The 20,780-nt window shown below is 48.6% G+C and carries 19 protein-coding genes; 4 read left to right on the plus strand and 15 right to left on the minus strand.

The window, feature by feature from the left end; translation table 11 throughout:
* Positions 1–139: 139 nt before the first annotated feature.
* Genes AC1VYS_RS22750 through AC1VYS_RS22765 form a run of 4 tightly spaced genes read right to left on the minus strand, consistent with a single transcriptional unit; the run spans position 140 to position 4,473 of the window.
* Positions 140–1,231 carry a DUF4340 domain-containing protein gene (locus AC1VYS_RS22750; protein WP_482911580.1) on the minus strand — a complete coding sequence of 364 codons (1,092 nt, stop codon included), beginning with the start codon at positions 1,229–1,231 and terminating at the stop codon, positions 140–142.
* A complete protein-coding gene (locus tag AC1VYS_RS22755) occupies positions 1,228–2,622 on the minus strand; it encodes a GldG family protein (RefSeq protein ID WP_482911581.1) in 1,395 nt (464 codons plus the stop codon). Before AC1VYS_RS22755 ends, AC1VYS_RS22750 begins: the two co-directional genes overlap by 4 nt.
* A 4-nt stretch (positions 2,623–2,626) precedes the next feature.
* Positions 2,627–3,343, minus strand: a complete 717-nt coding sequence (locus tag AC1VYS_RS22760; RefSeq protein ID WP_482911582.1) for an ABC transporter permease subunit — start codon at positions 3,341–3,343, stop codon at positions 2,627–2,629.
* Positions 3,340–4,473, minus strand: a complete 1,134-nt coding sequence (locus AC1VYS_RS22765; RefSeq protein WP_482911583.1) for an ABC transporter ATP-binding protein — start codon at positions 4,471–4,473, stop codon at positions 3,340–3,342. Before AC1VYS_RS22765 ends, AC1VYS_RS22760 begins: the two co-directional genes overlap by 4 nt.
* Before the next feature lie 238 nt (positions 4,474–4,711).
* Here AC1VYS_RS22765 and AC1VYS_RS22770 point away from each other — a divergent pair, with 238 nt between their 5' ends.
* Together AC1VYS_RS22770 and AC1VYS_RS22775 are read left to right on the plus strand one after the other, a co-directional pair.
* Positions 4,712–5,785, plus strand: a complete 1,074-nt coding sequence (locus tag AC1VYS_RS22770; RefSeq protein ID WP_482911584.1) for a glycosyltransferase family 4 protein — start codon at positions 4,712–4,714, stop codon at positions 5,783–5,785.
* Between the two features lie 146 nt (positions 5,786–5,931).
* On the plus strand, positions 5,932–7,491 hold the full coding sequence (locus tag AC1VYS_RS22775; RefSeq protein ID WP_482911585.1) for an IS1182 family transposase: 1,560 nt from the start codon (positions 5,932–5,934) through the stop codon (positions 7,489–7,491).
* A gap of 121 nt (positions 7,492–7,612) precedes the next feature.
* Here the strand turns inward: AC1VYS_RS22775 and AC1VYS_RS22780 are convergent, their stop codons facing one another.
* On the minus strand, positions 7,613–9,103 hold the full coding sequence (locus AC1VYS_RS22780) for a DHA2 family efflux MFS transporter permease subunit (RefSeq protein WP_482911586.1): 1,491 nt from the start codon (positions 9,101–9,103) through the stop codon (positions 7,613–7,615).
* A 238-nt stretch (positions 9,104–9,341) separates the two neighbouring features.
* Entirely contained in the window at positions 9,342–9,701 is a 360-nt protein-coding gene (locus tag AC1VYS_RS22785) for a hypothetical protein (RefSeq protein ID WP_482911587.1), read from the minus strand.
* A gap of 194 nt (positions 9,702–9,895) precedes the next feature.
* Between AC1VYS_RS22785 and AC1VYS_RS22790 the strand changes: the two genes are divergently transcribed.
* Positions 9,896–11,134, plus strand: coding sequence for a glycosyltransferase family 4 protein (locus tag AC1VYS_RS22790; RefSeq protein ID WP_482911588.1), 1,239 nt, complete (start codon positions 9,896–9,898; stop codon positions 11,132–11,134).
* Positions 11,131–11,301 carry a hypothetical protein gene (locus tag AC1VYS_RS22795; protein WP_482911589.1) on the plus strand — a complete coding sequence of 57 codons (171 nt, stop codon included), beginning with the start codon at positions 11,131–11,133 and terminating at the stop codon, positions 11,299–11,301. Before AC1VYS_RS22790 ends, AC1VYS_RS22795 begins: the two co-directional genes overlap by 4 nt.
* A gap of 77 nt (positions 11,302–11,378) precedes the next feature.
* Here the strand turns inward: AC1VYS_RS22795 and AC1VYS_RS22800 are convergent, their stop codons facing one another.
* From AC1VYS_RS22800 to AC1VYS_RS22840, 9 genes are all read right to left on the minus strand, one after another.
* The gene (locus AC1VYS_RS22800) at positions 11,379–11,933 is read right to left on the minus strand and encodes a GNAT family N-acetyltransferase (RefSeq protein ID WP_482911590.1); all 555 of its coding nucleotides are present in this window, start codon (positions 11,931–11,933) and stop codon (positions 11,379–11,381) included.
* Between the two features lie 348 nt (positions 11,934–12,281).
* Complete coding sequence (locus AC1VYS_RS22805; RefSeq protein WP_482911591.1) at positions 12,282–13,088, minus strand: glycosyltransferase; 807 nt, start codon at positions 13,086–13,088, stop codon at positions 12,282–12,284.
* Positions 13,089–13,273: 185 nt separating this feature from the next.
* Complete coding sequence (locus AC1VYS_RS22810) at positions 13,274–13,990, minus strand: glycosyltransferase (RefSeq protein ID WP_482911592.1); 717 nt, start codon at positions 13,988–13,990, stop codon at positions 13,274–13,276.
* On the minus strand, positions 13,987–14,934 hold the full coding sequence (locus AC1VYS_RS22815; RefSeq protein WP_482911593.1) for an NAD-dependent epimerase/dehydratase family protein: 948 nt from the start codon (positions 14,932–14,934) through the stop codon (positions 13,987–13,989). Before AC1VYS_RS22815 ends, AC1VYS_RS22810 begins: the two co-directional genes overlap by 4 nt.
* The gene (locus AC1VYS_RS22820; protein ID WP_482911594.1) at positions 14,916–15,743 is read right to left on the minus strand and encodes a dTDP-4-dehydrorhamnose reductase family protein; all 828 of its coding nucleotides are present in this window, start codon (positions 15,741–15,743) and stop codon (positions 14,916–14,918) included. Before AC1VYS_RS22820 ends, AC1VYS_RS22815 begins: the two co-directional genes overlap by 19 nt.
* Positions 15,740–16,726, minus strand: a complete 987-nt coding sequence (locus AC1VYS_RS22825) for a polysaccharide biosynthesis protein (RefSeq protein WP_482911595.1) — start codon at positions 16,724–16,726, stop codon at positions 15,740–15,742. The genes AC1VYS_RS22820 and AC1VYS_RS22825 overlap by 4 nt, the downstream gene beginning before the upstream one ends.
* The gene (gene wecB, locus AC1VYS_RS22830; RefSeq protein WP_482911596.1) at positions 16,719–17,810 is read right to left on the minus strand and encodes a non-hydrolyzing UDP-N-acetylglucosamine 2-epimerase; all 1,092 of its coding nucleotides are present in this window, start codon (positions 17,808–17,810) and stop codon (positions 16,719–16,721) included. Before wecB ends, AC1VYS_RS22825 begins: the two co-directional genes overlap by 8 nt.
* Before the next feature lie 89 nt (positions 17,811–17,899).
* Positions 17,900–19,546, minus strand: coding sequence for a glycosyltransferase family 4 protein (locus tag AC1VYS_RS22835; protein ID WP_482911597.1), 1,647 nt, complete (start codon positions 19,544–19,546; stop codon positions 17,900–17,902).
* 48 nt (positions 19,547–19,594) lie between these two features.
* Positions 19,595–20,737, minus strand: coding sequence for a CgeB family protein (locus tag AC1VYS_RS22840; RefSeq protein ID WP_482911598.1), 1,143 nt, complete (start codon positions 20,735–20,737; stop codon positions 19,595–19,597).
* Positions 20,738–20,780: the final 43 nt, after the last annotated feature.

The following is a 20,780-nucleotide window of genomic DNA, read 5'->3' on the forward strand; positions in this document are numbered from 1 at the left end:
ATGCTGAAAGGATATGGCACTTTGACTTACCAAGTTGGCACATTATTGTTGCTTGTAGGGAAGTTCAAATCGGATTTTTTTTCGTTAAAACAAACCAAAAACAGTACTGCATTACAACAGTACTGTTCTTTTTCCCGACTTACTTCCTGGAAGAAGTCGAAGATGATGTTGAATTTTTTTCAGATGCAGCTGAATGTGCAGAAGCTGTAGAAGCTTGTGCCTTCTCGGATTCTGTAGATTTCTCCCCAGACTTCGAAATGGCACTGGATGTTTTGAGTTTCTCCGAATACTTCTCCACTTCTTTCAGACCAGCCGCATCCATCGCATAGGCCCACTCTTCATCCGGGGTAATGACCCAGATCGTATCTGGCTCCGAAGAGGTCGTCAGCAACCGATAAACCGTAGTCGCCTCTTTCCCGTTCACTTGTTGCTGGACTGACAAAGTGGAGCGAGGAATCGCATCTTTTAAATCGGATGCCTTACGAACGTCATCGGCAGTAGTCAGATTTTTAATTTGACCGATCAGCGATATTGCATCTTCTGACTTAATGGATTTTCCATTGATCGTCCACGTATGTTCAGACGCTGTATCCCCTTCTGCCGATGCCCTTAGCATCCAGCTCGCCGCTTCTCCTTCCCATTCCAGCGTACGCACATTAGACTCATCCATGTTAAACGGGGTGGTGTCCATTAATCCACGGCGTGTGAGAGCCATATTGGTGACCGCTTCATTTTTCACAGCAACTACCGCTCCTGAATTCACTTGCACATAGTGCGTATCTCCCGCAGGCAACTGGCTACCTATTGCAAGCTTGAATTCACGCCCGTCTTTCACTTTGATATCCAGACGTGTAGCCGAATTCCCCAAGCCGTATTTCTCTACATCCTTTGGCGACTCTTCGACAATCATCTCCTGGTCAGCACTACTCACGGCTTCAAGCCAGCTGCCAACACTGTACTCATTCAGCGGATAGTTTTTCGGCTCCGTCATGTGCCAGACTCCATCTTTTAGTTCTAACGTTGACACCGCATCTGAATCTGTACCCGCACCTGTACCGGACTTATCTCCAGTCCCCTCATGCAGCGTAATAGCCTGAATATCTGATGATGATATACCAAGAAGTTTGGCCTGCACTGCCTCTTCTTCCCGAAAATAATTCTGATTGGCTGCATACACCCAGCCTGCAATCAATATAACAACGACCACTATTGTTGGAATTAATTTTCTCATACTCGTCTGCGCCTCCACCATAAGAGTACACCGATGATCACAAAGACAAGCGGGAATGCTACAATGGCTGCAAAAAATATGACTCTGGCCTGCTGACCATTCAGATATGCGGTCTCATAACCAGCTTGTACGCGTGGACGAATCGTCAGACCGTCTTGCTTTTCACTCAGATAATTTACAGTGTTCAAAATGAAATCCCGGTTGCCGCCATTTACAATTTCCGAATCCTGCATGAAAATGGACGACCCCAGAATGACCGCTTTGGGCTTGCCATCATTCGTATCTGCGGCATAGCCAAGATCTACAGGCCCCTGGATGTCCACATCCTTATCATTATTCGTTTCATTTTGCAGCAAACCGCTAATATTGGTCTCTCCGTAGCTTTCATTCGAGGAATGCATCAACGGAGACAGCTTATACTTGTCTTGCTCCTTGCTAGTTAGTGCAATCGACAGAGACAGCATCGGGTACAGCTTGTTCTGAGCTAGCTTGTCTGTGATGGCATGACTTCCGTACTCAGGTGCAAGCCACAGCGGCCCCATTGTACTGGCTTGATTGTTATCCACCATAACCGCATGCTCATCAACTACGCCGTAGTCCGCGATCAATGCGTCGATATTTTTCCAACTGGACTTCATATCTTCTGCAAAACCGAGGGATAATAACAGCTTACCTTCATTGCTCATATATGTCCGTACGGCCTTAAGCTCAGCATCACTCAAATCACGCTGTGGCCCAATAATAGCGAGTACATCGGCATCCTCAGGTACTTTGCCAGCTTGATTCAGTTGCAACTCCTCTGTTGTGACATTATTCTGCTCCAGTGAAGACCGCAAAGCCCCCATCTGATCGAGACTCAATTCTTCATGTCCAGTCAGGAACACCATTTTTTTCGTCTCCGTTGAGGAAAGGTTCATCAGTGCCTGTGTTAATTTCTCCTCTCCCGTAAACTGATAAGATCCATCGCTCCCGTCTCCATTTGCGGTAAACAGGCTGGCAATGTCGATGACCTTATGCCGGTCTCCCTGCTCCAGCACAATCGAGCTGCCCGTGATTCCGTACTTGGAGGCAAGCGCAGGTTCCTGCGTCAAGTTGTACTGTTTCATTTTCAGCTTGCCGCTGCGTTTGGTATACTCTTCAATCATATCCGCTACTTCGCGGTTCAGGACGGTATTGTTTGCATTTTCAACCGTTAATACGAGAATGTTGACATCATCTTTGACATTTTTGATCGCTGTAAGTGACTGGTCAGATAACGTATATTGTTTATTTGAGGTCAGATCGAGTTGGAATCCGCCAAGCGAATTCAGGAACAGGGTTAGCAAAATAAAAATGCCAATCACCGCGACGGACAAGACGGTACTATTGGTATGACTTAACCATTTTTTCATCTTCTCACCTCCACCGCTTCCGTTCCACAATTTGAATGCTTAACAGTAAAAACAAACCCGAAAGTGTTACATAGTACAAAACATCCGGTCCGCTTAGCACACCTTTGGTAAAGTTATCAAAGTGCTTTGTCAGTGCAAACGGATCAAGCCACTTCTGCAAAGCAGACCCCGTATTGCCTGCAAATGAATCAAGCATCCACAAAACGAGCAACATAATAAAACCCGCCACCGCAGACACCATCTGATGCTGAGACAACGTGGAAGCAAAGAGTCCGATTGCCATCATGCTGGCACCGAGGAAGAACAAACCAAGGGCAGATAACCAGACCGACGTAAGATCCAGCTTCCCGTAAAAAGACATGATAAACGGATACACCAGACTGCACAAAATGAGCACGAGCAAAATGGCGAGTGAAGCTAAATATTTTCCGAAAATAATCTCGCTCACCCGTGTCGGTGAAGTCAGTAGCAGCTCGTCCGTTCCCTGTCTGAACTCCTCTGCAACGAGTCGCATCGTTAACAAGGGCACGACAAAAAGCAGCATAGACAACGTATCACCCAAGACAAGGCGGTAGTCTACAATGCTCGGCTGATAGTATACAAAACTTGAATAGAACAGCAGACTTGTCATCAGCACGTATACGGCAAAAGCAAAATAAGAGGTTGGTGACAGGAAATATGCCTGCAGCTCCTTGTTACAGATGGCCATCATTCGTCTCATTTGCTTCCCTCCCCTTCATCGGAAGTTGAACCCAAAGAAGTTTCTGGCCCTGCATCATCCGCATCCTGTACGTCTTCCCCGGGGGTTAATGCTGCCTCGGTTTCAGTAATCTCCGACGTTGTTAACTTCAGGAAGATTTGCTCCAAGCTAAGATTCTCACGTTTCATCTCCAGAATAGGCAAACCTGCACCAGACAACAGATAAAACAGCTCTTCCCGGTAATCCTCGGACGTTTCCCCGGTAAGCCTTACATGTACGGTGGAAGGTGCGAGAGAAACGGCTTCTCCTGATGCTGAGGCTCCTGATTCACTTGACGTTCCTTCTAAGCTTCTTTCAGGAGGAGTGGAAGAAGATGTAACTACAGATGGAATAATCTCTGTTTCGGCCTTTTCCCAAGGTGACAATACCTGCAACAACTGTTGTTCCGTTGCTTTAACTTCAAGCGATACCTTGAAACGATCCCCCATCGCAGAGCCAAGATCCTGCGGTGAGCCATCCAATACAAGTTTTCCCTGATTAATGATCAGCATGCGATTACAGAGCGTACTTACTTCAGGCAAAATATGCGTGCTAAGTAACACGGTATGATTTTCACCCAGTTCCCGAATCAAATCCCGAATCTCGATAATCTGGTTCGGATCAAGTCCAGAGGTAGGTTCATCCAGCACAAGCAGGTCTGGCTTATGTATGATCGCTCCGGCTAGCCCCAGCCGCTGCTTGTATCCTTTGGACAATCCGCGCACCAACTGTTTTTCCCTACCCTGCAATCCCAACCTGCTGACCATCTCACTAATCCGAAGTTTGACCTCACGCGCAGGCACATCCCGCAGATTGGCCACAAATTTAAGATATGACTGCACCGTCATATCCGGATAAAGCGGCGGCGTTTCGGGCAGATATCCAATTTTGGAGCGAACGCTCCGTCCCTGATCATGAACCGATACACCATCGACCAGAACTGAACCTTCTGTTGGATGCAGATACCCTGTAATCATTCTCATCGTCGTCGTTTTGCCAGCACCATTGGGTCCCAAAAATCCAACAATCTCGCCTCGCTCCATGGTGAAGTTCAAATGGTGCACACCGCGCTGGCCCTCGTACACTTTGCTCACCTGTCTCACTTCGAGCACGTCCTTCATCCTTTCCCGTTAAAAATACCCATGCAGCGCTAGTAGACACAACACGGGAAGTTATTTGTATCATAGGAGATGTACGCTAGTGTCAGCTTAAGATCACTTAAAATAAAGCTTAATTTTTTTTGTCTAAATTGTGAACTTTCAACATTGTACCCACACCCCGCCCTTGTGTCATACGTAACATACAGTACAGGAGAATGAGCTCCTGACCATAAGTCAGAGGGTGAATCGTGTGAAAGTATTGTTCACGTTTTACGTTCCCAGCGGTGGTGTGGATACACTGAATCGACTGCGAACCGCTGTATTGAAACGTCATGGCATAGAGGCTCATCTTTTGTATTTGAATACAGGCTCAGGCTTGCAGAACAACAGCGATACTCGTATTTTCACCGCCGCCAGTGACCAGGATATCCATCATCTGATTCACAGTCAGCACTATGATGCCATTATTACCACTTCAGATATTGCCATGCCTGGCCGTTTAAGAGGTCTTGGTTACAAAGGTCGGATTATTTTTGAAGCACAAGGTCTGGGTACGCGAGAACAAGCACTGGAGACCATTGAAATGGCTGTTCCCTACCTTCAAGCTCACTGCGATGCTGCTGTAATACCGCCAACCGATCACCTGCTGGATATGTTCATTCATATTTGTCCATGGCTTCATCGCTTTGTCATTCCCAACATGCTGGATACGGATGCTTTTGCCCCACTCGCTGTGGACACTCCGCCTTACCCGGTTCTTGCGTGGGTCGGACGTCTGGAGCACAACAAAAACTGGCGTGAGTTCCTCGAAATTTCCCATGCGATTATTAAAAAGAAACCAAAAGCCAGGCTGTGGCTCTTCCACGATCCCACCTTGGCTAATCCCGAAGATGAGGTCATGTTTCGGCATCTGCTCGCCGAGTATGGTTTAGAAGATCGCATCGGGATCTTTGTGAACGTTCCCCACTCGGAGATGCCAACCTTCTACTCCATGATTGCTGCTTCAGGGGGGATTATGTTATCCACTTCTTTACTCGAAGGTTTCGGTTATGCCGTAGCCGAAGCCATTAGCTGTGGTTGCCCTGTACTCAGCACAGATTCGGATGGCGTGCGTTCATTTATTACTCACAACAAAACGGGTAAATTCTATCCAATCGGCAATGTGCATGCCGCAGTAGACGAAGCAATGGAGCTGATGAACAACAAGAAACTGCGAGAATATATTCGTATCCAGGGAAGACAACATCTGAGCCTGTCCTTTTCACCCGACCGATACGCAGCCTCTTTCCGCGAAATGATGACGGCATTGCGGATTTTCCATTGAGCACGATGGGTATTCAAAAGGGGCTGTCCCATAAGTCATAAAAAAAACTTGGGATAGCCCTATTCTCCAAAATTATACAACAAAAAGAAACCGTTCTTTGGTAAAATGGAAGTGCGACCCACCATTTACAAAAGGAGACGGTTTCTTTGTACATTCAATATACCATGAATCAACTTTTCTTGCCAATGGATTTGGAGACAGATATCCCCGAAAATCACCTCGTCCGTGTTGTGAATGAGGCCGTCCATGGCCTGAGCGACTCCATTTTCAACGCCGCATACCCTGGTGGTGGTCGCCACAGCTATCATCCCAAAATGCTCACTAAAATCATCATTTACGCCTACACCCAGCGCATCTATTCTTCCCGGCAAATCGCCAAGGCGGTTCGCGAAAATATCATGTTCATGTGGCTCGCCGGGCGACAGCAGCCAGACTTCCGTACCATTAATCGCTTTCGTTCCGAGCGGATGAAAACGGTACTGGAAACTGTGTTTACCCATGTACTGGAGCTGCTGGTTCAGGAGCAATATGTATCCTTGGATCACTATTTTCTGGACGGAACCAAGCTTGAAGCGAGTGCGAATCGCTACACCTTTGTATGGAAAAAAGCCGTCGTTAAGCATCAGGCCAAGCTGCAAGAAAAAGTACATACCCTGTTTCAAGCCATCGAAGAAGCAGAAAACGAAGAAGATGCCCTCCACACGGGGGCGGATCTGCCTGAACTTGGTGAAACCTCGGCGCTCACAGCGGAAAAGCTGGAGCAAGCCGTCCAGCAATTGGAGGAAAAACTCAGCGAAAAAACCAAGGACAAAACACTCAAGAAAGCGGTGCGCCAGTTGCGAAAGGACTTGCTGCCCCGGCTGCACAAATACGAGCATCAAATCCAAACGGCTGGTGAGCGAAACAGCTACAGTAAAACCGATCCGGACGCCACCTTCATGCGAATGAAAGAGGACCACATGCGAAATGGTCAATTGAAACCGGGATACAATGTGCAGATCGGAACAGAAAATCAGTTTGTTTTGGGTTACAGTGTGCATCAGCGGCCCACGGACACCAAATGTCTGAAGCCCCATCTGGATCATCTGGAAGAAATGCTTGGCCAAAGACCCAAGATCGTCATTGCCGATGCTGGGTATGGTAGTGAGGAAAATTACAGCTATATGGAAGAAAAAAATATCCAAGGGATCGTCAAATACGGGACGTATCACAAAGAAAAAACAAAGGCTTTTAGGCAAGCCATTGGTAAAGTCGACAACTGGGATTACAATGAAACGTCAGATACATGGACTTGTGCGGCAGGACAGACGTTGCATTTCCGGGTTGAAAACCGATCGGAAACGGAGAGCGGCTACACGATTCGAACCCGTCATTACCGGAGTGAGGATTGTAGCCAGTGCCCCTTGAAATCGACATGCACCAAGGCTCAAGGTAACCGAGAGATTGCGGTCAGCATGACCTACATGCGGCAAAAAAACGAGATGCGAGAGCGGTTGCGTAGTGAGGAAGGATATACGCTTTCCGTTCGGCGCATGATCGAGCCAGAAAGTGTGTTTGGACAGCTCAAAAACAATCGGGGATTCCGAAGATTCCTGCTTCGCGGCTTGCAAAAAGTAAGCCTGGAGGTCGGGTGGCTTTGCCTTGCTCACAATCTGCTTAAAAAAGCTACACTGACGGAAAAACGAAAAAAGGACAAAGCAGGATGAGCTTCTGCTTTGTCCTTTTTGGACGTATCGGTGTTATATCTCTTCACCGATGTGTGATTTTAGGGGCTTTTGAGACAGCCCCTCAATTTATTGCATACTGCCTTTGTCAGGCAGATACCTATTAATGTCCCATCATCATCGCAGGGTCAGGAGTCTCTCCTGTCTGCAATTCCGGTTCCGGTTCAGCTACACGCTTCGGTTTGCGCAGAATCAGACTAAGCACACAACCGAACAGCGCAATGCAAGCTGCGAGTAAAAACGTATCATTGAATCCACTCACCAGTCCGTTTACGATATCCGCTTTCTCCGTGCCCATTGTGTTACTTGTCACACGAGAGGTAAGAAAACCGGTAAGACCCGCTACCGCGAAAGATACAACAACCTGCTGCGCAGCAGCAGTCAGTGGTGTCACACGTGCCACCAGTTTACGCGGTGCTGCATTCAGCACATGTGTGTTCAAAGGCATCATGGACAAGCCCATGCCAAATCCCATCATAAGCAAAGCTGTAATAATAAGACCAAGGCCTGTCGTTGCTGTAATCGTAGACAAAATAAACAACGCACCTGAAATAATACCCAAACCTACAAAGGCCAGTGGTCTTGCTCCGATCTTGTCAAACAGTCGACCACCCAGTGGCATCGAAATCCCCGAAGCCAAAGCTTGAGGCAACAGGATAAGTCCTGTCTCGAGTGCCGTGTATCCTTTGATTTGCTGCAAGTAGAGCGGGATCAGAATCATGGAGCCGAACAATGCCACTTGGGCTACCCAGGCCAGGACGATACCTCTGGAGAAATCGGAAGAGGTAAACACACGAAGCTCAAGCAACGGATTTTTTTGACGAAGCTCTACGATAATAAACAGGATAAGCGCTACTCCGCCAACAATAACACCCGTAAGTGTTGTCGCAGACGTCCAGCTCGTGCCGCCTTCACTTACACCATACGCCAGCATGGAGAAAGCAATGGGTGCTAGAATCATACCCAGCAAATCCAGAGCAGGTGTAAGGCCGCGGTCGGTATCCGGTAAGAAGCGAACACAGAGAATGAAAGCCGCAATACCAATCGGCAGATTAATCAGGAAAATCCAGTGCCAGCTGACCGATTCAATAAACCAGCCGGACAATACCGGACCGAGCGCAGGAGCAAGCAGCATCGGAATACCGAGCATCCCCATAATGGAACCTCTGCGTTCCGGCGGAGCCAGACGAAACACCATCGCCATCCCGATTGGAGCAACCATGCCGCCTCCAAGTCCTTGAATGACACGAAATAAAATCAACTGCTCAGGTGATTGAGCAATCGAACACAATACGGAGCCAAGGGTGAACATGGCAATAGTGAATAGAAATACTCTTTTGGCCCCGAAACGGTCGGTTAGCCATCCGGCTAGTGGAATTACGGCAGACAAAGCCAGCGTGTACCCTGTAACCGTCCATTGAATCGTTTTCAGGTCAGTCTCGAAGTACTGTACCAGATTCGGAATAGCGACGTTAACGACCGTGCTGTCCAGAATGACCATAATCATTCCGACGATAATCGATAGAAGGGGCAAGATGATCGTCTTAAGTGAAAATGCCTCGGTCTCCTGCGGTACTGTTGTTTGTTGTTTCACGAACTCACTCTCTTTTCCGGCGTCGCCATGGCATCAGAATGAACCGGCCTGCGGACTGCCTATAAATACGATTTTTCAAACCATCGTTTTAAATCATTGTTTTAAACTTTCGTTTTATACTGGTTTAATTTTAATGAAAATACCTTTACTGTCAAGCTATTTTTTAAGGGGCTATTTTGCAAAAGTAACGACAAAAAAAGGACCAGGCTTCTCGCCTGCTCCTATCGTTGATTACTCATCAATCTGCAAGTTTTATCATTTGATGCTCCGACAATACACCGATAAGCTGTCCTTCCCCGCTGCGACAATAGATTCGAATCACCAGATGATTCGGCACTGAATTATTACTTATGATTTTCAGCTCACAAATCTCGGCAGGCACATTCAGATTATGAATGACATAACTATTTGCTACCGACCCGGAGCCCGGGTTTACATGAAATAAGTTTCGGTACAATTCTCCGTAATTCCCGCCTACTCCAACGAATACATCTGTTCCTTCGCCGTCTCCAACATAAGCAACCTCCACATCCATGTATTTCACAGGAATAAACGTCTGAAGAACATTCTCATGCATCTGAATGGTATAAGCCGCCATCTCGTATCCCTCCTACGGAGCCTAAATCCTTCAATATTCTCCCTGTAGTCAGGATATGCATCTTCTCGTCCAGTGGCATGTACGGTCACCCAATTTTATAGATATGCAACCAATGCCCGACCTTCCCACTTGCTTATTTCATAGAATAACAGGATAGGAGTTCGGCCTGTGCAGGCCGCGACAAGGAGGTCGTTATGAGAGTTCTGCTCGTTACGTATTGGGAACTTACACATATGGGAGGCATCTGGACATATATTAAACAACTCGCCGACAGACTCGTTGCCCTCGGTGTCGAAGTGGATATCATGGGCACAAACAGCGCTAGAAATGAAGTATATGTCCGTAATCTCAATCGTTCATTCTCGAAAGACCTGGTATGGCCCATGCTTCAAGCCAAGCTTAACCCAACCGACCTGCCACAATTCACTGCCGACCCTCTGCTTGCTTATTACGAGTTGAACAGATATGCCTTTGAGATGGCTGCGGCTTTTCTGGGGGTAGAACAGTATGATGTAATTCATGCACAAGACCCTGTTGCAGCCGTTGCAATCAAACGCATTTTGAAGCGAAACATTCCTCTCGTCACGAGTTACCATGGAGCACTCGCCCGCGAAGCGTTCTATGATGCGCAGAACTCCAACCCTCAACTAACATTGCCTGCATATCTGCAATCCAAAAGAGGACGTTACTTCCTCTCCCTGGAGCAGCGAAGCGCCGCGCAATCTGAATTGATTCTCGTGTCGAGCCATTGGATCAAAAGCACGGTGACTGAACTCGCGGTTCCTGAGTCCAAATTCAGACAGATTCCGTACGCTGTCGATCTGCCGAATTATCGTAAAGCTGCGGCTGCCAGGTTCCCTCATCGTGCACCTGCCGATAAAAAGGTCATTGCTTTTACCGGGAGACTTGAATATATCAAAGGGGTGCATGTGCTGATCAAGGCACTCGCCAGCCTGAAGAAAAAACGTTCAGATTGGGTGTGCTGGATTGCAGGAGAAGGCAATCTGCTCGATGAGTTGCGTGGTCAGGCTTCTAACGCTGGTATTACTGAAGATATCGTATTCTGGGGTAAGCTGGACAACATCCCTTCTTTTCTCAAACACGCAGATATTTATGTGCAGCCAAGCCTTCAAGACACACAACCTTTTTCTGTTACCGAAGCACAACTTGCCGGTGTCCCCGTCATCGTCAGCGGCACAGCAGGCATGCCCGAAATGGTTGAACCTGGTCGCACCGGCTGGGTCGTCCCTCCGCAGGATGTGGACTCTCTCAGCGAACTGCTAAATGCACTGCTTGAAGACGATGCAACCCGCAAAAAGGTAGGAGCAGCCGCCAAATTGTGGGCTGAACAGCATCGCTCCCTAGAAGAAATGGGGTTACGTACACTGGATGTATATCAAGAAGCGATCTATAGAGGAGGGCTCCGGGCATGACCTTGCTTGTTCCAAGTGATCTGTATAATCGCTGGTTTACCGTTCCTGTCTCCACGCCCCACATTGAGGTGGATTACGAGGCGATGAATGCACTTATGCAAAAACTTCCGAAAGGATATGTCTTCCCCGATCCGGTATCCATGGTTATTTTGAATGAAAAAGACTAATGAACACAAAGAAGCCACAGACTTCAATCTGCAGCTTCTTTTTTCATATTTGGAGTTTATTTATCCGTCCTGTTGCCTTAATCAGAAGCCAGCTTCGAATACATATACAGATCGTTAAACGTGTCCCTCGAACCTGATTCTGCTCCACTTCCTGCTCTCTCGTAACCTCTCAGGGTTCCTTCCTGTGTGAAATCAAGCTTTTCCAGCAGTTTAATAGAGCTCACGTTACGAGGATCAACTTTGGCCTCAATTCGGTATAATGCCAAGGTCGTGAAGCCATGTGTTAACAGAGCAGAAACAGCTTCTGTCGCATACCCTTTGCCCCAATGGGCTCTGGCAAGATCGTACCCGATCTCAGCTCTAGCTTGTTCGAAGTTCAGATCATTGTAACCACAGGAACCCAGAATCACACCTGACTCCTTTTCAATGATGGTGAACCGGATGGCCTGCTTTTCCTCAGCGAGATTAGCAAGCAACTGGATCATCTCTAGCGCTTGTTTTTCATCGGAGAAAGGTGAAATATTCATAAACCGGGCTACCTCCGGATCGGACCATACCTGAAACAGGTCAGCCGAGTCGGATTCCTTCATTTGCCGCAAATGCAGTCTTGTCGTGTGTAATTCGGTAATCAATACGTTAACCTCCATTAATCATAGTTTAATAGTCTGGTTATCCAATATTGACATCTGCGCATCGTTCAGTCCCTTCTATGTACAAGTCACCACTCATTATACTTGAAATTCACCTTTCATACCTGCTACCCGTAGTTTTCCATTCCATATTTATATTCCGTTTTGTTCGCCCTAATCTAATCTTCTTAACTCCACCCCATCCTATCTCATCTCTAAAAAAAGAAGAGCGTGCACCCTACAGCATCTGAAACGCGGCTGGTTAGGTGTTCGCTCCCAATGTTCAGATTTCATCCTGCTCATCCCTCTCATCTTGCTCCATCATTTTGCTCTGTAGACGTCAATCATTGATTACTTCCAATACCCGCCAACATGCAGCAAGTTAAGCAGGGTCGGACGGTGCTTCTCTTGAACGCGTTCCATCTCCGCAACCAGTTCCTTGAAATGTCGCTTGGTGCCCATCGACTCGTGCAATCGATAACACATCAGCGGTTCATTGAAGTAAAACAACTCATACAACGGGAACAGCCTTAGCCACATCTCGTAATCATGCGTATACCGAAAATCGGTGTCAAATACCCCAAAGCGCTCAAATGCCTCCATCTCCACCATTACCGTACAACCGTTAATCGGGCAGCCTTCCATCAGTACTTGCAGCATCTCCAGACGGCTTCCCACCTCGGGCTGTACCGTATCTAACCATTCGCCATTTTCATTCACGTAATGATACGCCCCATGACAGAACGATGCTCTGACATCAAGCATGAACTGTAACTGCTTCTCCACCCGATTCAGCAACATCACATCATCTGAGCTGAGCCAGACAAAATAATTCCCTGTCGCATGTTTGATGCCTTCGTTGAGCGCGGTCGCTGTACCGCCGTTTTCTTTGCGAATGTAATGAATCTGATCCATAAACGGCTGCAGTCGTTCCACATGTTTGGTTGAACCATCATCCACCACGATTACCTCAATATGGGGATACGTCTGGTGAAGGGCACTGTGAACGGCTTGCTCAATATATGGACAATTATAAAAAGGAATCACGATCGATACCTTCGGCTCCATCCGGGCATCCCCTTCCTCCACAAATCTCTGCAAAGCAAACTCATGCGTCTCCTCCAGTATATGAAGCTTCCAAGCAACGGTATCGGGCATTCGCGGTATGATAAACGTACATTTTTATACCTTTTGTACTGTATTACCGAGCAGCCGACCCTTCTGACATTAAAACTAACTTATGGCACACATCCGGTTAGGAATCTCTTTATTCCCCTCGCAAAAGGCTACGCCAAACAGGCCGCTATTCAGCACGCAGTGCGGCTTCATAACGGCCTCAATCGCTACCCGCCAAGCGCAGCAATACGCTGCAACAACGGTTCGCGGTACCTGGACCAGACCATGGACGCTTCTCTGCCGATCACGTCCGCATGACGTACCGACCCCATCCCCCCATGCCAGCGATACGCCGTTAGCGGCTCATTCAGGTACGGGAAGCGATGACCATTAAGCAGTATTCGCAACCAGAGATCCAGGTCATGCGTATAAGGCAGCAGCTCATCAAACAGCCCTACGCCGCTGAACAGATCCTTACGGATCATGACCGTGCATCCGTTGACCGGATTACCGCCATTAAAACGGCGTAAACAATCCAGTTCAGACATCGGCTCAGGCCCACCATGCATTTTGGTAACCGCCGAATGTTCATTGATATAGTGAAAATTCGTATGCGAGACCAGGACATGTTCACGCTGCATAAATTCAAGCTGGTAACGAATTTTATCAGGATAAAAGAAATCATCCGAGCTCAGCCAAGCCACATAATCACCCGAGGCATGCCGGATGCCGTGGTTCAGTGCAGAGGCGGTGCCGCCGTTGCTTTTGCCAAGTACATTAATCCGCGGAAGATAAGGCTGGAGCAGCTCCGCATGTCTTGTGGAGCCGTCGTTGACAACGATAATCTCGACCTCTGGATAGGTTTGATCCAGCGCACTCTGAATCGCCATCGGCACGTAATGGCAATTGTAGAACGGAATCACAATGGATACACGCGGATTCATCCTGTCGTCCTCCCTTGCTGGTGCTGGGTACGAACATCACTCAAAATATCGCGTAGTGATGCCTCAAATGAGATCTGCGGTTGCCAGCCCAATTGGCGTAGTTCCGACATTAACTCCTGTTTCCCTGCTCCGTCCGGCCCAGATGAAGTACCATCCCAGCGGATCGGTACTTTGGCTTCTGTCATTGACATCAGCAGATCAGCGATCTCTCCAAGGCTCCGTTCCACCCCGGACACCACCGGATACACTGTACCACTGCTGCCATGTACCAATAAGGTAGCATACGCACGAACCGCATCCCGTACATCCAGAAAATCACGTGTATTATCTCGCCCGGATAAACGAAACGCTTCGGTTTTGCCCGTCTGCTCACAAGCAACCACATGGCGGGCAAGCAGAGAGCAGATGCCCGTAGAGGGCCCGGCACCAATCAGATTACCCGGTTCTGCCAGCATGATCTGCTGACCGAACAGGGACATCCAAGACAGCGACACCATCTCTTCCAGCGCTTTGCTCAAGCTGTAAGGATGCGGCGGCTGAGGTATTCTTCCAGGTTCCGGTGTGTACTTGAGTCTGGACCCTACAATCACCGTCCGCGCCTTCGGACAGATGCGTAGAGCATCCAGAAGGTACAGCACCGCCATCACGTTGGTTTCAAGCACTAACAAGGGATCAGCCCAGGAATCCGGAACCGAGTTTTTGCCAGCGAGATGAAGCACATAATCCGGCTCAATCTCCTGAATCAGTTCACGAACTTGATCCTTATTATTGAGATCACAGACATATACGCCCACGTTTTTACCAAACGAATACACATCCGGCCGCCTCACAACGGCCACAACATCCGCACTGGCACCTTGGAAATAGGTTACAGCATGTCGTCCTGTAAAACCGGAGGCGCCTGTAATCAGTACTTTTTTACCCGTCAGCTCTGCTCCATCCATAATGCCAGCTCCTTCAGCATAGTTGAATAGTCCGGCAGGTCTGTCTTCACATCCTCACGGGTGGATACGAGCGTGCGATCCTGCACCATGCTATCATCCGGTACAACCTTCACATCCTGTTTGTTCCAGACCTGCTGGAACAGCACAAGCAGGTCATGTTTACTGACCGGTGCTGGATGAGCAAGATGGATCAGGCCACTGACTCGAGAATCCAGATAGTGGTCTACCCATTTGGCAAGCTCCAGTGTTGTCACGCCATTCCAGAAGACTCGTGTATACCCGCCAACCTCACCTGTACTGGACATAAACCACTGCATCAGACCAATACCACCCTGCCGGATTTCAGGTCCAATAATGGACGTACGTATCGTCAAATGTCCTTCATCCCGTACTTCACCGAGTGCTTTTGTAATCGCGTAGGATGATGTACCGTCTGTCACATCATCCTCCCGATATGCCCCACGATCTCCACTGAACACACAATCTGTGCTAATGTGGATCAGACGTGCACCGATGGAATCTGCCATCCGCCGCAGACGATGCGGCAGAAAGCCATTGATATGATAAGCGCCAATTTTATCCTCATCCGCGAAGCTGTTCAGCACACCAACTGCATTAATGATAACGTCCGGGTGCACCGCTTCTACAAGCCTGTCGACCATAAAGCTGTCATTCACATCCAGGACCAAACCATTCGGGTCAGTCACATCCCGGGTGGTGTAGAAGACACTGTGCACACCTTGACGGCGGAAATAGTCGACCAGAATATGGCCGGCCATTCCGTTTCCCCCAAGAATCAGCAGCTTCATGACAGAAACCCTCCGCGCTTCAGAATTTCACGAATCTCTTCTTTGGTCATAAGTTGGTGCTCAGAACTGAAGCTGCTGTATGGCACCGGTGGGCAGTTGGTATAATGCTCACGCAATCCTGGAATGCCGAGCGTAGGCAAAATGACCAGATACTGCTCGTCGTAGACAACGGTCGTCATGCTCTCGAATTCACTCATTAGTATTTCGTGGATTTTCTCGCCCGGACGAACGCCACGTTCCACAATCGCTACGTTTTCCACACCGGAATCCTCAATCAGCACTTCGGCAAGATCAACAATCTTGCACGTTGGCATCGTCATGACAAAGATCTCTCCACCAACACTTTCTACCGAAGCTTTAAACAACAGTGTAATCGCATCCTTGAGTGTAAGGAAGAACCGGGTCATGCCCATATCCGTAATGGATACCTGACCTTTTTGGCGAATCTGGTTTTTGAACAGATGCACTACACTGCCGTTGGTGCCGAGCACATTGCCGCCCCGTACCGTGACAAACTTCGTATCACTATGAAGCAGGTTCGCATAAACAATTAACTTCTCACCGATCGCCTTGGTCATTCCATAGAAGTTCGAAGGATTGGCGGCTTTGTCAGTTGAAATATAAATGACTTTTTTCACTTTATTTTCAATCGCCGCCTCGATGACATTCTGTGTGCCGATCACGTTTGTTTTGAGTGCTTCATACGGCTGGTCTTCACATACCGGAACATGCTTGAGTGCTGCCAGATGGAAAACATAATCCACATGTTGGCAGGCCGCCGTCAAGGCGTCTTTGTCACGAATATCCCCAATGCGGAAATGAAGTCGTGGGTCTTCAAAATCACGACTCATCGCTACCTGGCTGGACTCGTTGCGAGAGTACACAATAATTTCTTTTGGCTGCTGGGGCAACAGTTGAGCGACAAGCTCATACCCCCATGATCCCGTACCGCCAGTCACGAGTATACGCTTATTTTCAAACATGCATTTTCCCTCCAAGCAGAAATTTGACCACTTTACTGGACACATCTGTTGCCTTGTAACCTTGCGGACAATCCCAATCATTTGGCAGTTTGGTCATCACGTTCACACAATCCGCAATGCGTGCGGCATCCAGGCCGGAGACCACATTGCTGCCACAGTCTACCGTTTCCGGACGTTCTGTCGTGCGACGCATCGTTACGGTAGGCACTCCCATGATGCAACATTCTTCCTGAACCGTTCCGCTGTCTGTGAGCGCACAACGTGCATGTCGCTCCAGCATGACAAAGTCGAAAAATCCAAACGGCTCATGGAATTCCACCAGCGGATGCATCTCCAGCTGCAGATGTTCGGCAATGCGAATCGCCGTTCGCGGATGAATACTGCATATCACGCGTTGCCCTTGTTCCTCCGCGACTTGATTCAGCCCCTTCATAATCCCCAGCAGATGAGGAGGGTGATCGACATTTTCAGCCCGATGAGCGGTGACGAGAAAATATTGTCCGGGCTTCAGCTTGAGTTTTTTCAAAATTTTGCTGGCATTGACCTGCGGACCATAATGTTCCATCACCTCGTAGATCGGATTGCCCGTAAGCACAATGCGGCGGCTGGGCACGCCTTCACTGACAAGATGTTTCTTGCTTTGTTCGGTGTAAGGCATATTAATGGTGGAGATCGCATCAATCACGCGGCGGTTTTTCTCCTCCGGCACATCCAGATCGAAACAGCGATTCCCTGCCTCCATATGAATAACAGGAATGCCCATACGTTCAGCGAGTACAGCACACAAGGCACTGTTCGTGTCTCCAAGCAAAAGCACCTTGTCGGGCTTCTCCTGCAGGATCAAGTCTTCCATCTGTGTAAACATGGAGGACAGCTGTCGCCCCAATGAGGCGGCTTCATCCTGAAGAACATAATCCGGGGCACGCAGACCCATTTCCTTGAAAAAAAGACCGCTGAGACTTTCTGTGAAGTTCTGTCCCGTGTGTACCAGAATATGTTTGGACGCATACTGGTCCAGCTTGGAAATGATCAGGCTGAGCCGAATAATCTCAGGTCTCGTACCCAGCACCGTCATGATCTTCATCGTTATCCCTGCCTTCTATCGTGTATTAGAAACCCCTTTTTTCTTGTATTGGAGTCCCTCTATTTAACGTGTATTAGGAACTTTGTCTCTTATCGTGTATTGGAACTTTTGCGTGTCGTACGTCGGCGTCCCTTACTTCTGGAAGAGCGTCTGCGAGTAAACAATTTCGAAGCAGATGCGTGCCGGCTTTTTACTTTACGGGCCGTACGGCTCTTCTTCCCGGTTCGAATCGTCCGTTTCACCGCGTTAAGCTTACGGCGAGAAGTCGGAACACTTCTCTTGCGGCGGCGTTTTCTCACGCGAATTACCGGTTCAATCCGTTGATCTTCTTCGCGTGGTTTTCCGGTTCCCTCTCCCTGCCCTGTCACGGTTACTGGCGGCAACGAAGAGCGAGGTAGAAGCTGCACAATGTTTTCTGGGAACAGCAACGTCCGTATGAGGGATGGATCGGAAATCAGTACTGTACGAAGTCCACCATCCCCCCAAGTCAACACAGGACCATTCGGTGGCTGGATATACTTGAACCATCCGGGAAAACGGAGCAACCACTGTGTGACCATCGTATGCAGCTTCACTCGGTAGGTTTCGATTCCATACAGCTTTTCCGCTTCTGTCCGGTTACGCCATCCGGTATCGGAAGCAAGCTCAGAATCGTTCAGCAGCGTCATCGCCAATGTAACAAGTGCGTCACTGTCCCCTGGCGGCGCCAGAAATGCACCGCTCCCTACGGATTCCATCAATTCACTGAGACCACCCTGGGCAAAGGCGATGACCGGTTTGGCAAAATAAAGTCCCTCCAGCGCAGTCATGCCGAATCCTTCTTTTACCATGCTGGGGATGACCACGATATCCATCGCAGCGTAGGCCAGAGATACATTTTCCTCGAACGTGGTAAAAATGAAGCGCCTTGCGTACCCAGACCGTTTCACCCGTGATACACATTCGTCGTAATACTTTTTATCCGACGGTGCGCCAATGATCCAGAAGCGGCAGCGAGGATGTGTCTCACACAGCTTCAGTGCCATATCTACAAAGGGTTTTAAACCTTTGGCATCATATATAAAGGAAGAGATATAACCGATACAGGTATGCGAAGACTTGAAGCCAAGCTCCCTGCGTTTTCGCTCACGTAGATGAAGCCAGCGATCCGGTGCAGGCAGGGAAGGCTCCCATGTCGGGGAAATAATGGTTACCCGGTCACCCATACCTGCTTCTTTGAACGGTACCGCTGCAGTCTCGGAAATCCCGATAATCCAGTCCGCATACTGGCCGATCATCTGGATCGCTTCGGCTGTGTGTTCATTCGCCTGAATAATCTCGGTAATTTTCCAGATGACCGGAATTCCCAGTGATTTTGCGGCCACAGCGGGCATCACATTCACACAGGTATTGGTTAGAATCATATCCGGCTCGTGACTTCGAATCAGCCAAAGTGCATCCTGAAATGCCGGGGTGTGCCGCAGATGTTCTGCATCTTGCGCAATGCCCTGATAAGGGGTGTACACACCGTGAAGCATCGGCAAATTACATATGTGAACCTGAATGCCAAACCTTCGTGCGAGTCCGGTAAGTTTCCCTTCTTGGGGGGCGACGAGCACACATTCGAAGATCACACCGATTTCTCGCATAAAATGAAGCAAAAGCTTCTCCGCCCCTGTAATACTGCGGGTATTGCATACATGGGAAAACAGCATCAGTTTTGGTTTCATTGCCATGGCCGCACACGGACCCTGCATACAGACAAACCGATACAGGGTACTGTGCACACCTCCTCCTGGCCGAGATTAAGGGAATACAATGCTTAACAATTGATTGATTCTTCTGCCATACGTGTGATCTTTCAACGTCCGTTCGAGCCCTCGCAGGGCAATCTCGCGCCGTTCCTTCTCATGTGCAAGGTAATAATCCACCTTCTCAAGCAACTCCTGAGGTGAAGAATACGTCTCGATCTCCACCCCCGGTTTATAGAAACGTGCCAGATCGTCGCGTGCATCGGTCAGTTGCAGTGTTGTGCTAGCGGCAATCTCAAACGTTCTCGGGTTTGGTGAGGCTGGCGGAATTTTGATCTGGTTATTGTTGACTGAATCATCCTCATGGGAGCGATGCAGATTGATGACGATTTTGGTGCCGTTGTATACGTCATTGGTCTCTTGCGGACTCATCCAGCGACCCAGCTCGATTTTCTCGCCATAGGCCGTATAGTCAGGCAGACGGTCCCACCAGATGCCGTTAAAGACGGTATTGTGTGTCATAAGATGCGGCATGATTGGATTGAAGAAATACACGCGGTTCCAGTATGCTGAGCCGATAAAGCTAACATCCCTTTTGAGCGGGGAAGGGGTTGTGATCGGGAAGTAGTGGTTGGTGAATGCGGCAAAAGGCATATAATGCACGGATGCACAGCCATGCTGGCGATATAGTTCAACACAATTCAGTTCCAGTGTGAATACATGATCATAATGCTTCACAATTTCCAGCGTCATGTCGGTGTAATACGGATCGTCTGTAAGCCAGATTGCCGTCTGAATTCCCGCCTGGCGTATGGCATCGATGTGCTCGATAGGGATATCCATGCCATCCAGCACTAACACCAGGTCAGGACGGGTTTCGAGCGCAACTTGAGATACCGGCTGACGTGGATCAGACAACGTCACCTGAGCAACCATCCCCTGAAGTGTAGCCATAATCGCTTCATCCAGCGGAGAGTATGGGAAACCTTTTCCCGAAGAAACATAGAGCACGTGAAGCTGCCGGAAAGGCAGGGGCTCTTGTGCACAATTCACAATATAGTTGGCGCGGCCACGCAGATATCCTTCTTCTTTACCTGCATCAAATCCGGCACGCTGCCCGTTTTTTCGAGCCTGATCTGCCAGACTGACTACAGGTGGTTGATGAAACTTTCTCGTTTTACGATGTTTGAGAGACATACGGCCACTCCTTTTTATTTGGGATAACGTGCTTCCTGATGCT

The organism is Paenibacillus sp. G34, from assembly GCF_056856875.1.